This is a genomic window from Pseudomonas sp. J380 (genome assembly GCF_009827115.1).
GTDB classification, from domain to species: Bacteria; Pseudomonadota; Gammaproteobacteria; order Pseudomonadales; family Pseudomonadaceae; genus Aquipseudomonas; species Aquipseudomonas paracarnis.
Genome location: NZ_CP043060.1, coordinates 638,630 through 653,036, shown reverse-complemented (window position 1 = coordinate 653,036; position 14,407 = coordinate 638,630). Strand labels below are relative to the sequence as shown.

Here is a 14,407-nt window from a genome sequence, read left to right as displayed (position 1 = left end):
CGATAACGCAGGTCGCCTGGCTGTAGCGGCGCCCTCGCGTTCTTCGCGAGCAAGAACTGGGCGTCCCCCTCGTTCCTACAGTTCCGTCGCCCGTCAATCCTTCGTGATCGACTCCCGCTTGACATTAAAGTTAACTTTAAGCTTAGCCTGAGACCTCCCCTGCTCAGGAGTTAACCCATGTCACCGTTCGAATCGCTGCAACTGCCCAACGGCCAAGTCATCGCCAACCGCATCGCCAAGGCCGCGATGGAAGAGAATATGGCGGACCTGCATCAGGCACCGTCCAAAGCATTGAAGCAGCTATACAAGACCTGGGCCGACGGCGAGCCCGGCTTACTGTTGACCGGTAACGTGATGATCGACCGCCGCGCCATGACCGGCCCTGGCGGTGTCGCGCTGGAAAACGAGCAACACCTGGCCAGTTTTCGTGAATGGGCCGACGTAGCCCGGGCCAAAGGTGTGCACTTCTGGGTACAGCTCAGCCATCCGGGCCGCCAGACCATGGCCAACCTCGGTCAACAAGCGTTGGCACCCTCGGCTATTGCGCTGGATGTGGGCAGTTTTTCCAAGATGTTCGCCAAACCCAAGGCCATGACCGAAGACGACATCCAGGACGTCATCAAGCGCTTCGCCACCAGCGCCCGCCTGGCCGAGCAAGCCGGGTTCACCGGGGTGCAGATCCACGGCGCCCATGGCTATTTGTTGAGTCAGTTCCTCTCGCCCTTGAGCAACCATCGCACCGACCGTTGGGGCGGCTCCCTGGAAAACCGGGCACGCCTGCTGCTAGAAGTCATCCGTGCCGTGCGGGCCAATGTCAGCCCTTCATTTTGTGTGTCGGTAAAGCTCAATTCCGCAGACTTCCAGCGCGGCGGCTTCGATGAGACCGATGCACGCGCTGTAGTGGAAATGCTCAATACACTGCCGATCGATTTGCTTGAGTTGTCCGGCGGCAGCTATGAAGCGCCGGCCATGCAAGGTGAAGCGCGGGACGGCCGCACCTTGGCCCGTGAAGCCTACTTTTTGGATTTCGCCACGCAAATGGCGAGCATCGCCACCATGCCACTGATGGTGACCGGAGGTATTCGCCGCTTGCCGGTGGTCCAGCAAGTATTGGACAGCGGCATCGCCATGGCCGGCATCGCCACCGCCCTGACCCTGGAGCCGCAACTGATCAAACAGTGGCGTGAAGGTCGCGACCTCAACCCACAACTGCGGCCCATGGAATGGAAGCGCAAACCGCTGGCCGCCCTCGCCACCCTCGCCGTGGTGCGCGACCAGATGCGTCGCCTGAGCCGCGGCCGTCTGCCCAAACCCAACGTTGCGCCCTGGCTGGCATTGGCCTGTGACCAGTGGTTTATCGCGCGGCGTACGCGGCAGTATCGCGCGAGCATGACGCAATCTTCACATTAATGGCGGAGCATTCGCCGTGATTGAACTGTCCCCTACTGATCAGCAGTTTTTCAACCTCACTGACGATTGGAGTTCCTCATGGCGAAAATCAACCTGGCCCAGCAGTTGGCGACCACCCTGGAACAAGCGGGTATCAAGCGTATCTGGGGGCTCACCGGCGACAGCCTCAATGGCCTGACCGACGCCCTGCGCAGCATGGACAGCATCGAGTGGATGCATGTGCGCCACGAGGAGGTCGCCGCCTTCGCTGCCGGTGCCGAAGCGGCGGCCACCGGCGAGTTGACGGTGTGCGCCGGCAGTTGCGGGCCGGGTAACCTGCATTTGATCAATGGTTTGTTCGATTGCCATCGCAACCATGTGCCGGTGCTGGCGATTGCCGCGCAAATTCCGTCCTCGGAGGTTGGCCTGAATTACTTTCAGGAAACCCATCCCCAGGAGCTGTTCAAGGAATGCAGCCACTTTATCGAGCTGGTGAGCAACCCCGAGCAGATGCCTCAGGTGCTGCACCGTGCCATGCGTTCGGCGATCCTCAACCGAGGCGTGGCGGTGGTGGTGATTCCGGGGGATGTGTCGCTGTTGGAGGTGGAAGATAAGCTCAAGCCGTGGCCGGCCTTGCACGCACCGCGCACCGTGCCGATTGAGCAGGACTTGCAGCGCCTCACCGACATGCTCCAGAGCAGCGAGAAAGTCACCCTGCTGTGTGGCAGCGGCTGTGCCGGTGCCCACGATCAAGTGGTGGCGCTGGCCGACGCCCTCGGCGCGCCGGTGGTGCACGCACTGCGGGGCAAGGAGCACGTGGAGTGGGATAACCCGTTCGACGTCGGCATGACCGGCCTGATCGGTTTCAGCTCCGGCTACCACGCCATGCTCGATTGCGACACCTTGGTCATGCTCGGCACCGACTTCCCTTATCGCCAGTTCTACCCGACCGACGCCAGGATCATCCAGGTGGACCGCAACCCCCAAGCCCTGGGGCGCCGTGCGACCCTGGACCTGGGCATCGCCGCCGACGTCAGTGAAACCATCGACGCGCTGTTGCCGCGCCTGACCCGCAAGACCGATCGCAGCTTCCTCGAAACCTCCCTCAAGCACTACGAAAAAGCCCGCCAAGGCCTGGATGACCTGGCGCAACCGTCCAAGGCCGGCCGGCCAATCCATCCCCAGTATGTGGCGCGCTTGCTCAGCGAACTGGCCGATGATGATGCGATCTTTACCGCCGATGTCGGCTCACCCACCGTGTGGGCGGCGCGTTATCTGAAGATGAACGGCAAGCGCCGGCTGATCGGCTCGTTCAACCATGGCTCGATGGCCAACGCCATGCCTCAGGCTATCGGCGCTCAGGCGGCGTTCCCTGGACGACAGGTGATCTCGATGTCCGGGGACGGTGGTTTCACCATGTTGATGGGGGATTTCATTTCCCTGGCGCAACTGCAATTGCCGGTCAAACTCGTGGTGTTCAACAATTCGTCCCTGGGCTTTGTCGCGATGGAGATGAAGGCTGCGGGTTACCTGGACACCGGCACCGAGCTGAAAAACCCGGACTTCGCGGCCATGTCCAATGCCATGGGCATTTTGGGCATACGTGTGGAGCAATCCGAAGACTTGGAGCCGGCACTGCGCCGAGCCCTGGCCCACGATGGCCCGGTGTTGGTGGATGTGGTGACCGCGACTCAGGAACTGGTGATGCCGCCGAGCATCAAGCTGGAACAGGCCAAGGGGTTCAGCCTGTACATGCTCAAGGCGGTGATGAGCGGGCGTGGCGATGAGGTTATCGAACTGGCACGCACCAACTGGTTGCGATAACCCCCTACTGTAGGAGCGAGCTTGCTCGCGAAGATCGCTAACGGTAACGCTGACATCCTGAATGAACGCGTTGTCGTCGAGTTTTTCGCGAGCAAGCTCGCTCCTACAGGTGCCGGGCTAATTTCAGCCTTTCTGCTTTTCCACCCACTTGCCGTAGGCATCGATGAATGCCTGCAGGAACGGCTTGGTCTTGTCCGACACCTTCCCCGCCTCATCGAACACACTGCCTGCCCCGCCCAGATAGGCTTCCGGCTGTTGCATGCACCACACATCCAGGAACACCAGGGACTGGCGCAAATGGTGGTTGGCGCCAAAGCCGCCAATGGCACCCGGCGACACGCTGATGATCGCCCCCGGCTTGCCACTCCAGGCGCTCTGCCCGTATGGGCGCGAGCCCACGTCAATGGCATTTTTCAAGGCCGCCGGCACGGAGCGGTTGTATTCGGGGGTGACGAACAGCACCGCGTCGGATGAACTCACTTGTTTGCGGAAAGTACTGTAGGCTGCGGGCGGTGTTGCACCGTCGATGTCCTCGTTGTAGAGCGGCAAGTCGCCGATTTCAACAATGTTCAACTTGAGATTGGCAGGGGCCAGTTCGGCCAGGGCCAGGGCGACCTTGCGGTTGATCGACTCTTTTCTCAAGCTGCCCACCAGGACGGCAATCGTGTAGACCTTGCTCATTGAGGTTTCCCGACTTCTGAATAAAGGAGCTTGTAGTTATAGAGGCTTCGCGACGCGTTCACCAGAGGGTTGTGCGGATTCCCTCGCCGTTTTCCGTGCAAGCACTTGCGTAGGAAGCGTCTGAAAATATCAGCGAATAGTATTTTTTTCTTATAGGTAAACTACCCCGCTCCCTGACGGTCTACAGAACCGCAAATCGAGTGTTTATCTCCAGAGGTTCTAAACAGATGGCTGCAGTACTTGTTGGACAGTTTCATGCCAGAGACGCGGAAGGCCGCGTTTATTCGGTGCATGAGTTTCAGGAATCCAACCCGGCGCAAGGCGACCTGGCCGGATCGACGCCCACCACGACCTACAAGCTGGCCATTGGCGACCGTGTAGAAAAGCTGGAAGGTGATGAATTCAAACTGATCCAGTCGGGCACCATTCTCGTGCGCGAGTCCGAAACCACTCTGGCATCGTAAGCGCTTGCCTTGTTCACCTGCTCAGTCCTGGCGGCTGGGCTGGGGACGTTCATGGGCGGCGGATCTGCGTCACCTCTATGCCCTGCTCGTCTTGCTTGAGCGTCACCAGCACCTGGCCGTGCTCCCCTTGCACGGTAAACATCGAGCGCTTGTAACCTGCCGCATTGTACGCGGGGTACGCCTCCACTTCCCTGACCAGTGTGATCCCCACGACTGCGCCCACCTGCTCGCCCACCTGTTGCTGGGAGCGAATAAAGGCCTCCAGTGCGAGATTGTCCGGCGTCGGTTCATCCTGATGATTGAAGAAGTAAGCCGCCAGGCCTCCCACGGTCACCATGACCACGAGTTGCTTGGCCGTTACCCCGAAGAACGTCGAGGGTAGAGGCATATGAGACCAGACCTGTTTTTTATTTTAAGTACCGGGAAACCGGCAGGGGTCGTTGCTGATCAGACCCGCCATTCTAATGGGGTCCTGGCTGAGCGCCATAGGCCGGGACGACCCCGGCAGTCTTTTTTGCGCACGAAGGCCTGCGCCATTGAATCCCCTGCGCACTGCACATAGACTCCGGCCATGCGTTTACGTCATATCGAAGTGATTCAGGCCATCTTGCAGACCGGCCACCTCGGCACCGCCGCCGAGTGGTTGCAACTCCCCGTGGGCGAAGTAGACACCACCCTCAAGGACGCTGAGCAGCAATTGGGCTTCATGCTGTTCGCCAGCGTACGCGGGCGTTTGCAGGCCACCCGGGAAACCCTGGAATTGCAGGCACAAATCACTGCTCTGTATGAAGCCCTGGAGCCGTTGCAACGCCTTGCCAGCCGCTTGAAACACCATCATGCGCCGCCCCTGCGCGCGCTCTGCACGCCGCCGTTGGCCAACCAACTGTTGCCCCAGAGCATTGCTGCACTGCGTCGACGTTTCCAGGACATGCCGTGCAACCTGTCGAGCCAGCCAGTTGGCGAGATCATCAACAGCCTGCTGTTGCATGAAGTCGATGTGGGCCTGAGCCTGCGTGACCCAGAACATCCCCATATCCAGAGCACGGTGCTGGCCCAAGGCAAATTGCAGTTGCTGGCCCCCCATGGCTGGCTCAAGCCCAAGCAAAAATACATTGCGCTGCAGGAGTTGGCCGGCCAGTCCCTGATCGGCCTTGAAGGCCATGACCCGCTCAGCCGCTTGCTGGATGCCAAGCTGCACGCCCTGCGGCCGCTGCCCGTGGTGCAGACGCGGGTGCAAACCTACCCGATGATGCGCGGCCTGGTAGAAGCCGGAGAAGGCCTGGCGATTGTCGACCCGTTCACCGCCTTGGGTGCACGCGAGTCCGGGCTTGATGCGTGCCCGGTGTCACCACCGATAGTGGTCAGCCTGTATGCGCTGACCTTGAAAGACGCTGCGCCCTCCCCGGCATTGAATGCGCTGCTGGAAATCGTCATCCAGAAAGCCGAAAGCCTGCTTGGCAACGACACCAAGTCCCCGTAGGAGCGCGCTTGCTCGCGAAGAACGTGAACGATCACACGCTCATGCTGATGTAACGCGGCGCCTTGGCGTTTTTCGCGAGCAAGCTCGTTCCTACAGGGGTCAGACAGCCTCCACCTGCGCCTTGAACAACCGATACCAGAAAATCGCGACCTCGCGGGTTTGCGGGTCAATCCCGCGATAACGCAGGTGATCGATGCCGCCCATTACATAGCCACAACGCTCATACAGGCGACAGGCGCCGAGGTTGTTGTTCTGGGTCTCAAGCATCATGCCCGGCAGGTTCTTCTTGCGAGCCCAGAACTGCGCCACGTCCAACAACGACTTGGCCACGCCATGTCGGCGCGCCGGCAACGCCACAGCCAACTCGTCAACATGGGCGAAACCGTTCCAGTTGGTGCTGACCACGATATGCCCCACTGCGCGGTCATCCAGGTACGCCATGAAGATCGAGCTGTCGGCGGCATCACGGAAACTGGCGAACTCTTCCGGGTCGATGCCATAGCACTTGCGGTACGGCAGCACTTTTTCCACCGGCCATTGTTCGACGCGCTGGCCCATTTGCGGCACCCCATAGGCACTGACTTCAAAGCTGAAATCATTGCCCCACACATAGGCATCAAAACCTTCGTCGGCGACTCGCACACTGAGCCCTGGATACTTCGGGTTCATTACAGCTTGCATAGACTTCCTTAACCCTTGATGCAGTCGACGGTATAACGACGGCCACTGCCGTCATCTTCGTGTTGCAGCCCATGCACATCCGCGACAAAACCGGGGAAACTGCTATCGAACGTGCGGGCAAATGCCAGGTAATCGATGATTGAACGGGTTGACTCGGTGAAGCGTTCGCCGGGCATGATCAGTGGTATGCCCGGAGGGTAAGGCACCAGCATCACGGCAGCGATGCGTCCTGCCAAGGCATCGATGCAGACCGCCTCCACCTCGCCCCTGACCAACTGGTCGTAGGCATCGGCGGGTTTCATCGCGATTTGCGGCAATACCGTATACATACGCTTGAGGTGCCTGGCCGTGGCATTGCTACGGTAACAGCTGTGCAACTGGTCGCAAAGGTCGCGCAGCCCCAGGCCTTGATAACGTGCCGGGCCTTGGGCATACACCGACGGCAAGCAAGTGGCCAGGCTGACATTGGCATCGTAGCTACGCTTGAACTCCAGCAGCTCGGTGAGCAAGGTGCTCCATTTACCTTTGGTAATGCCCATGGAAAACAGCACGAGAAACGAATACAGCCCAGTCTTCTCCACCACCAGCCCGCGCTCCCAGAGGAACTTGCTGACCACTGCAGCGGGAATCCCACACTCGCTCAATGCCCCACCGGCGTTGAGGCCAGGCATCACCAGTGTGACTTTGATCGGGTCCAGCAGCACGTAGTCTTCAACAACGTCGCCAAAGCCATGCCACTCATCCCCAGGGTGCAATAGCCAATCCGCAGTGGCGACCCGGTCGATACCCGCGACCGAGGGTGGCTGCCAGATGGAAAACCACCAGTCTTCCGCCGCGATATGCTGGCGCAAGTTGGCCAGGGCGCGACGAAAACTCAAGGCCTCGTCGAACATTTCCTGAAGCAGCGAGCGCCCGGCCGGGCCTTCCATCATTGCCGAGGCCACATCCAGCGACGCGATGATGCTGTATTGCGGCGAGGTGGAGATATGCATCATGAAGGCTTCATTGAAGCGGTCACGGTCCAGTTGCCGTGCGCCGCCGTCCTGTACGTGGATCATCGACGCCTGGCTGAATGCCGCCAGCAACTTATGCGTACTGTGGGTGGTGAACACCAAGGGGCTGTCCGGCGTGCGCGAGGTACCCATGCCATAACGCCCGGCGAAGAACTCGTGAAAGGCGGCGTAGGCATACCAGGCCTCATCAAAATGCAGCACCTCGACACTGTTGCCCAGTTGCTGCTTGATCAGTTCGGCGTTGTAACACAGGCCGTCATAGGTGGAGTTGGTCACCACCGCCAATTTCACTTTCGGTGGTCGCCCACGGGTCAAGGGGCTGGCGTCGATCTTGGCGCGGATCGACTCAGGGCTGAATTCGCCCAGGGGGATCGGGCCGATGATCCCCAGCTCGTTGCGCTCCGGGCACAGGTACAGCGGGATCGCGCCGGTCATGATGATCGAATGCAACACCGACTTGTGGCAATTGCGGTCTACCAGCACCAGGTCATCGCGCCCCACCATGGAATGCCAGACGATCTTGTTGGCGGTGGACGTGCCGTTGATCACGAAGAACGTATGGTCGGCGCCAAAGTTGCGCGCGGCGCGTGCCTCGGCTTCGGCCAAGGGCCCGGTGTGATCGAGCAGCGAGCCCAGTTCGGGCACCGATACCGACAAGTCAGAGCGCAGGGTGTTTTCCCCGAAGAACTGATGAAACGCCTGCCCCACCGGGCTTTTGCGATAGGCCACGCCACCGCCATGACCGGGGGTGTGCCAGGAATAATTGGAATCGGCGGTGTGTTGCACCAGCGCCTTGAAGAACGGCGGCAACAGGCCATCCAGGTACGTGCGTGCGGAGCGGGCGACCTGGCGCGCCAGAAACGGCACGGTGTCTTCGAACAGATAAAGAATGCCGCGCAGCTGGTTGAGCTCGCTCATGGCATCGGCGGGCGCGTTTTCCAGGGTGACTTGCTCGCCCAGCGCAAAGATCGGCAGGTTGGGTGCGCGCAGGCGCGCCAAGCGAATCAACTCCACCATGTTCTGCAACAGATGGGTGTTTTCCCCGGCGCCTTCGGCGGCTATCAGCATGCAGGCCAGACCGTGATGGGTAGCGGCCACCAGCCGCCCCTCGGCGTAGTCCACCGCAGAAAAAATACTGAAGCCCTCCTGTTCCAACTCCCTGGCGATGCCTCGAACCCGGTCACCGGCAACGGTGTCGGCCTTGATGTCACGGTGCACGATCAGAACGGGGAACTTCAGGTCTTTGTACATGAGCACTCTTACTCCGGAGGCTTTGCACAAGGGTAGAAGCTGGAAGCAAAAGTGGCGAATGAAGATTTCACAGGTGGTCGAGAGGTACCTGCATAACCGTCGGTACGGCGTTGAACCTGTGGCGAGGGAGCTTGCTCCCGTGACGGCCTGCCAGCTGGGCCATACCTACCTGACACCCCGCGATCAAACTGTGGGAGCTGGCTTGCCTGCGATGACGGCCTGCCAGCCGACACTTATCTACCTGAGGCTCCGCAATCCAAATGTCGGTGGGCTGGGCCGGCATTCCGGCTTTTCCAAAGTGACCCGCTGTCAGAGCGGAACGCTAAATGGCCGTTACCGCAGCAATGGATATGTACTCAATCCAACCGTGTTGACAGTCAGGCCGCATTCGCGAGCAAGCCCGCTCCCACAATTTGATCGCGGGGCGTCAGGTCGATAGGCGTTGGCTGGCAGGCCGCTATCGCAGGCAAGCCAGCTCCCACAGTTTGATCGCGCAGCGTCAGGTAGATAGGTGTTGGCTGGCAGGCCGTCACGGGAGCAAGCTCCCTCGCCACAGATGCAACTGTGTAAGTACCCATGGCTGCAAGCCTGCTCCTACATGAGCGGTTATTGCTGGGTGAGTTGAGTCCACAACGCCGGCGCACCGGCCGCCTTGGCAATCGCCTCCAGCCGCGCCGCATGCTCGGCCAGGTCCTGCTCGCTGGCGCGGATGATCGGCGTCGGCTTGCGATCAGCCGGCAAGCGGCGGATTTCCGAAGGGCGGTTGCCCGAACCTTCAGCCGAACCGCTGCCATCGGATGCATTACCGGCCAGGGACAGGCTGGTCTGCCCGCCGGTCATGGTCAGGTAAACGTCGGCCAGGATCTCGGAGTCAAGCAAGGCGCCGTGGAGTTCACGGCCGGAGTTGTCGACGCCATAGCGCTTGCACAAGGCATCAAGGCTGTTGCGCTGGCCCGGGTGACGCTCGCGGGCCATCATCAGGGTATCGAGGATCGTGCAGTGCTGGGAGATGTCTGCACGGTCGGCCTGCCCCATCAGGGCAAATTCGTTGTTGATGAAGCCGATGTCGAACGCCGCGTTATGGATGATCAACTGGGCGCCATTGATGAATTCGAAGAACTCATCGGCCACTTCGGCGAAGCGCGGCTTGCCCTTGAGGAATTCGTCAGTGATGCCGTGGACGCCAATCGCGCCCTCGTCACTGTCGCGGTCCGGTTGCAGGTAGACGTGGAAGTGGCGGCCGGTCAGGCGGCGCCCCATCAGTTCGACACAGCCGATTTCGATGATCCGGTGACCATCGGTCACCGGCATGCCGGTGGTTTCGGTATCGAGTACAACAGATCGGATGGCCATCAGGGTTCAGCTCTCAACGGTTCGGTACAGTTCAAGGGGCGGGATATTAGCACGCTCTGTAAACGAAGCGCCCATGGCACCCAATCACCGGTGGACACCCAACAGTTATTTACAAGGTTTCGCAAACTTGCTGCGGTTTTCTACGTCCCTCGCCGCTAACCTGCGCGCCTCCTCCAGATACGGAATTCACTGACTCATGTTCAACCTGAAATGGCTGTTCATCCCCTGCCTGTTCAGCGCTGCCGGTGCGCAAGCCACCAGTTTCGTGATGACCACTGACGCCTTGGTGAGCCTGTCGATGAGTGCCACGGGCGGCACCAGCAGCAGCTTCAAGGACGACAAGATTGTGCTGGCGGCCAAGGCCGATGCCGCATCGTTTGTCGCAAGCGAAGGTGCAATACGCGGTGCCCAGTTGGAGTCAGCCTTGCGGCATATTCGCCAGACAAGAGTGGACCTGCGATGCACGGACGAACAACTCGCCCGTGCAATCCTGGCTCTGTAAGCGACAACACTCACGGCATCTTTGTGATCAGGCCAAAGTATGCCTGCCTGAAGCTCAATGCCGTGCTGGTAGATTCGCCCCACGCGATGGCGGCAGTGAAGCAGCGGCTCGAACGGCCGCTGCGGTGTCGTTGATTCAGCTCTGCTTGTAGCCGCGTACTTCATCCACGCCACGGTTGGCCAACTGGTCGGCGCGCTCGTTGCCAGGGTGGCCGATGTGCCCGCGTACCCATTTCCAGGTGATGTCGTGACGGTTGCACTGTTCATCGAGCAATTGCCACAGGTCGGCGTTCTTGACCGGTTCTTTGGCCGCTGTCTTCCAGCCGCGTTTTTTCCAGTTGACCATCCACTCGTTGATGCCCTTCATCACATACTGCGAGTCGGTCACCAGGAGTACGTTGCAGCGCCGCTTGAGTTCTTCGAGGCCGCGAATGGCGCCCATCAGCTCCATACGGTTATTGGTGGTATTGGCTTCGCCGCCCCACAGTTCCTTCTCCACGCCCTTGCACACCAGCAAGGCGCCCCAGCCGCCCGGGCCGGGGTTGCCCTTGCAGGCGCCATCGGTGAAGAGTTCTACGCTATCGGTCATCGGTTATTCGGCCTGAAATCAAAAAGAGGTTTTACGGTTCGCGTTGTTCGCGGTTGACCTTGGCCAACGGCATCGGCACGAGCTTGCCGATCGGCTCGCGGCGCACTTGTTGCACCGGTCGCAGCCCGACCACGATCTTGCGTGCAACCAGCAAATAGAAGCCACCACCCGACAGCTGCCAGGCCCCTGCGCGGCGTTCCCAACCGGCCAGGCGGCCCTGCCACTTGGCCGTCGCAAGCGGCGGACGATAGCACCCGAAGCGGCGTTTCTCCAGCGCGAAGCCCAGCAGGTTGAGCCAGTCGCCCACCCGTGATGGCGCGATGCAACGCGCCTGACGCAGTCCGTCATGGGCGAACACACGGCGCAGGCCCCAACTGCTCCAGGGGTTGATGCCGACAATCAGCAAATGGCCACCAGGGCGCACGCTGCTCGCCGCTTCGCGCAACAAACCGTGGGGCGACAAGCAGAAATCCAGGCCGTGCTGCAACACCACTACATCGGCGGCGTGTTCGCTCAAGGGCCAGGCCTGTTCCTCGCAGACGATCTCCACGCCCGGCAACGGTGCACCCAGGCGCACATTGCGTTGCACCTGCGGTGCCGAGGGCGGCGTGTCGGCCGACGGCCCGTAATGCACCAGGTAGCCACCAAAGAACCGGCCCAGCTCGTCTTCGAGCATGCGCCGCTCTTCTTCCAGCAAAAACTGCCCAATCGGCCCGGACAACCATTCGCGGGCGGCGCTGATCAGGGCCAGCCACTCAGGATCGGCCTGGGCGAACGCTTTATCAGTCATTGCATTCTCCAACTCGCCTAGACGTTCTAAGATGCACCAATGTGTTCAGCTTGGCGAATCGAAGAATGATACAGATCAGTGCCCTACCCGCCTTCACCGACAACTACATCTGGTTGTTACAAGACCCCACGACCCGGCGCTGCGCCGTGGTCGACCCCGGCGATGCCGCGCCAGTACTGGCCTGGCTCAAGCAGAATGCCGAGTGGCGCCTCAGCGACATTCTGGTCACCCATCATCACCATGATCATGTGGGCGGTGTGGAGCAACTGAAAACTGTCACCGGCGCCACGGTCTACGGCCCGGCCAACGAAAAGATCCCGGCGCGGGATGTGGCCTTGCAGGATAACGACCGTATCAGCGTGCTGGGCTGGGACTTCGACGTGTACGCCGTGCCTGGCCACACCCTCGGCCACATCGCCTTTTACCACCAGGGCGTATTGCTGTGTGGCGATACCTTGTTCGCCGCGGGTTGCGGTCGCCTGTTCGAAGGCACACCCGAACAGATGTACAACTCTCTGGAACGCCTGGCCGCCCTGCCCGCCGATACGCAGGTGTACTGCACCCACGAATACACGCAAAGTAACTTGAAATTTGCCCAGGCCGTGGAACCGCACAACGCCGACATCGCCGAACGGGTGGAAAATGTCGCCCAACTTCGCGCCCGTGGCCAGATGACGCTGCCATCCAACCTGGCCCTGGAAAAACGTACTAACCCTTTTCTGCGCACCGCTGAAACATCCGTTAAACAAAAAGCGGACGAACGGAACGGCCGCGACAACCGCTCTGGGGCCGAGGTGTTTGCTAGCTTGAGGGCTTGGAAAGATAAGTTCTAACCAGATGCAATCTGATACGTAATTTCTGAATGGTTGACCGGAACCAAAGCGCTTTCTAGAATCGCCCGACATTTTTGCCCGGAACTTACTTCCAGCCAATGTCGTCATCTATTCGTAAATCCATTTCTTCAGACGCATTGACCCGCCTGGCTCAAGCCGTGGCGGTGGCCGTTTCCGCGACTCTGGCGGGCTGCCAATCGACCAATTACGCTGCACAATCCACCGTGCAACCCAAACCGAATCTTGCTGCCAAGATCAAGCAAAAACCTATTTGGCTATCAGAGAAGCCCAGCCCCGAAGTACCCCAGGACGTCTGGGAACGCATGCGTCGGGGCTTTCAATTGCAGGACGGTGTCGGCGTCAACCCGCGCATCGAGCAACAGCGCCTGTGGTTCGCCAGTAACCCCTCCTTTCTGGAGAATGCCGGCGAACGCGGCAGCCTCTACATTCATTACATCGTCGAGCGCCTTGAAGAACGCAACATGCCCCTGGAGCTGGCGCTGCTGCCAGTGATTGAAAGTGCCTACAACCCAATGGCCTATTCGCGCAGCGATGCGGTGGGCTTGTGGCAGTTCATTCCCTCCACCGGGCGCTACTTCAACCTGCGCCAGACCCGCGCCTACGATGGCCGCCGCGACATCACGGCCTCCACCACCGCCGCCCTGGACTATCTGACGCGTCTGCATGACATGTTCAACGGCGACTGGCTGCTGGCCCTGGCGGCCTATAACGCCGGCGAAGGCACGGTCAGCCGGGCAATCGAGCGCAACGAAAAGCTCGGCCTGCCCACTGACTACTGGAACCTGCCCCTGCCTCAGGAAACCAAGGACTATGTGCCCAAGTTCCTGGCCTTGTCCCAGGTAGTACTGGCGCCCGAAGCCTACGGCGTCAACCTGAACCCGATTGCCAACACGCCGTACTTCGAGGTCGTTGAAGTCAAGCAAAGCATGGACCTGTCACGGGTTGCCGCGCTGGCCGAGATCGACGAAGACGAACTGTTTCAGCTCAACCCGGCCTTGAAACAACGCACCACCCTGGATGGCCCCCAGCATCTGCTGGTGCCGACCTCCAAGGCCCAACTGCTGACCAGCACCCTTTCGACGATGAAGCCGGAAGAATTGCTGAGCATGCGCCCCAAGAAGCCGGTATTCGACGAAGTCGAGACCAAGGCGGTCGCAGGGCGTACCCGCAGCTACAAGGTACGCAGTGGCGACAACCTCACGCTGATCGCCAAGGCCAACAAGGTCGATGTGCATGACCTGCAGCGCTGGAACAAGCTCAACGGCCAGGCCCTCAAGGTCGGCCAGACCCTGGTGATGCAGGACACGCGTAAAGTCGCGGCGAAAAAACCGGTGCAGTACAAGGTCAAGAAAGGTGACTCGCTGTACATGGTGGCCAAGCGCTTCAACGTCGAGATGCAACATCTCAAGCGTTGGAACCCGCGCACCGGCCAGGCATTGAAACCAGGGCAGATGCTGGTGGTTTCCGGGCCGCGCTAATACCTCGGGGAGAGCTGGCTTGTGTGGGAGCTGGCTTGCCTGCGATGCAGGCACCTCGG

At 60.4% G+C, this 14,407-nt stretch carries 14 protein-coding genes; 7 read left to right on the top strand and 7 right to left on the bottom strand.

What is annotated here, in order from left to right; translation table 11 throughout:
* The first annotated feature begins 177 nt into the window (after positions 1 to 177).
* A complete protein-coding gene (locus tag FXO12_RS03115; RefSeq protein ID WP_054897505.1) occupies positions 178 to 1,410 on the top strand; it encodes an NADH:flavin oxidoreductase/NADH oxidase family protein in 1,233 nt (410 codons plus the stop codon).
* A gap of 78 nt (positions 1,411 to 1,488) precedes the next feature.
* Entirely contained in the window at positions 1,489 to 3,213 is a 1,725-nt protein-coding gene (gene poxB, locus FXO12_RS03110; protein WP_054897504.1) for a ubiquinone-dependent pyruvate dehydrogenase, read from the top strand.
* Between the two features lie 123 nt (positions 3,214 to 3,336).
* On the opposite strand, the gene FXO12_RS03105 is transcribed toward poxB, so the two are convergent.
* Positions 3,337 to 3,894: an NADPH-dependent FMN reductase gene (locus FXO12_RS03105; RefSeq protein WP_003190705.1), complete on the bottom strand. Its 558-nt coding sequence runs from the start codon at positions 3,892 to 3,894 to the stop codon at positions 3,337 to 3,339.
* Between the two features lie 227 nt (positions 3,895 to 4,121).
* Here FXO12_RS03105 and FXO12_RS03100 point away from each other — a divergent pair, with 227 nt between their 5' ends.
* Entirely contained in the window at positions 4,122 to 4,358 is a 237-nt protein-coding gene (locus FXO12_RS03100; RefSeq protein ID WP_032874044.1) for a hypothetical protein, read from the top strand.
* Positions 4,359 to 4,407: 49 nt separating this feature from the next.
* Here the strand turns inward: FXO12_RS03100 and FXO12_RS03095 are convergent, their stop codons facing one another.
* Entirely contained in the window at positions 4,408 to 4,746 is a 339-nt protein-coding gene (locus FXO12_RS03095) for a hypothetical protein (protein ID WP_060772654.1), read from the bottom strand.
* 183 nt (positions 4,747 to 4,929) lie between these two features.
* Here FXO12_RS03095 and FXO12_RS03090 point away from each other — a divergent pair, with 183 nt between their 5' ends.
* A complete protein-coding gene (locus tag FXO12_RS03090; protein ID WP_057974838.1) occupies positions 4,930 to 5,838 on the top strand; it encodes a LysR substrate-binding domain-containing protein in 909 nt (302 codons plus the stop codon).
* A 99-nt stretch (positions 5,839 to 5,937) separates the two neighbouring features.
* Here FXO12_RS03090 and FXO12_RS03085 read toward each other — a convergent pair whose 3' ends face one another.
* The 3 genes from FXO12_RS03085 to dnaQ all read right to left on the bottom strand — a co-directional run bounded on the left by FXO12_RS03085 (position 5,938) and on the right by dnaQ (position 10,130).
* On the bottom strand, positions 5,938 to 6,507 hold the full coding sequence (locus FXO12_RS03085) for a GNAT family N-acetyltransferase (protein WP_054897500.1): 570 nt from the start codon (positions 6,505 to 6,507) through the stop codon (positions 5,938 to 5,940).
* Positions 6,508 to 6,527: 20 nt separating this feature from the next.
* On the bottom strand, positions 6,528 to 8,783 hold the full coding sequence (locus FXO12_RS03080) for an Orn/Lys/Arg decarboxylase N-terminal domain-containing protein (RefSeq protein ID WP_057974839.1): 2,256 nt from the start codon (positions 8,781 to 8,783) through the stop codon (positions 6,528 to 6,530).
* 606 nt (positions 8,784 to 9,389) lie between these two features.
* Positions 9,390 to 10,130 carry a DNA polymerase III subunit epsilon gene (dnaQ, locus tag FXO12_RS03075; protein WP_164919366.1) on the bottom strand — a complete coding sequence of 247 codons (741 nt, stop codon included), beginning with the start codon at positions 10,128 to 10,130 and terminating at the stop codon, positions 9,390 to 9,392.
* A 202-nt stretch (positions 10,131 to 10,332) separates the two neighbouring features.
* On the opposite strand from dnaQ, the gene FXO12_RS03070 reads away from it, so the two are divergent.
* Positions 10,333 to 10,638 carry a DUF2388 domain-containing protein gene (locus FXO12_RS03070; RefSeq protein WP_057974842.1) on the top strand — a complete coding sequence of 102 codons (306 nt, stop codon included), beginning with the start codon at positions 10,333 to 10,335 and terminating at the stop codon, positions 10,636 to 10,638.
* A gap of 135 nt (positions 10,639 to 10,773) precedes the next feature.
* Here the strand turns inward: FXO12_RS03070 and rnhA are convergent, their stop codons facing one another.
* A complete protein-coding gene (rnhA, locus tag FXO12_RS03065; protein WP_003173571.1) occupies positions 10,774 to 11,226 on the bottom strand; it encodes a ribonuclease HI in 453 nt (150 codons plus the stop codon).
* A 31-nt stretch (positions 11,227 to 11,257) separates the two neighbouring features.
* Positions 11,258 to 12,016: a class I SAM-dependent methyltransferase gene (locus FXO12_RS03060; RefSeq protein ID WP_003190694.1), complete on the bottom strand. Its 759-nt coding sequence runs from the start codon at positions 12,014 to 12,016 to the stop codon at positions 11,258 to 11,260.
* 65 nt (positions 12,017 to 12,081) lie between these two features.
* Between FXO12_RS03060 and gloB the strand changes: the two genes are divergently transcribed.
* On the top strand, positions 12,082 to 12,849 hold the full coding sequence (gene gloB, locus FXO12_RS03055; protein WP_020301566.1) for a hydroxyacylglutathione hydrolase: 768 nt from the start codon (positions 12,082 to 12,084) through the stop codon (positions 12,847 to 12,849).
* 98 nt (positions 12,850 to 12,947) lie between these two features.
* Positions 12,948 to 14,348, top strand: a complete 1,401-nt coding sequence (locus FXO12_RS03050) for a transglycosylase SLT domain-containing protein (RefSeq protein ID WP_020301567.1) — start codon at positions 12,948 to 12,950, stop codon at positions 14,346 to 14,348.
* Positions 14,349 to 14,407: the final 59 nt, after the last annotated feature.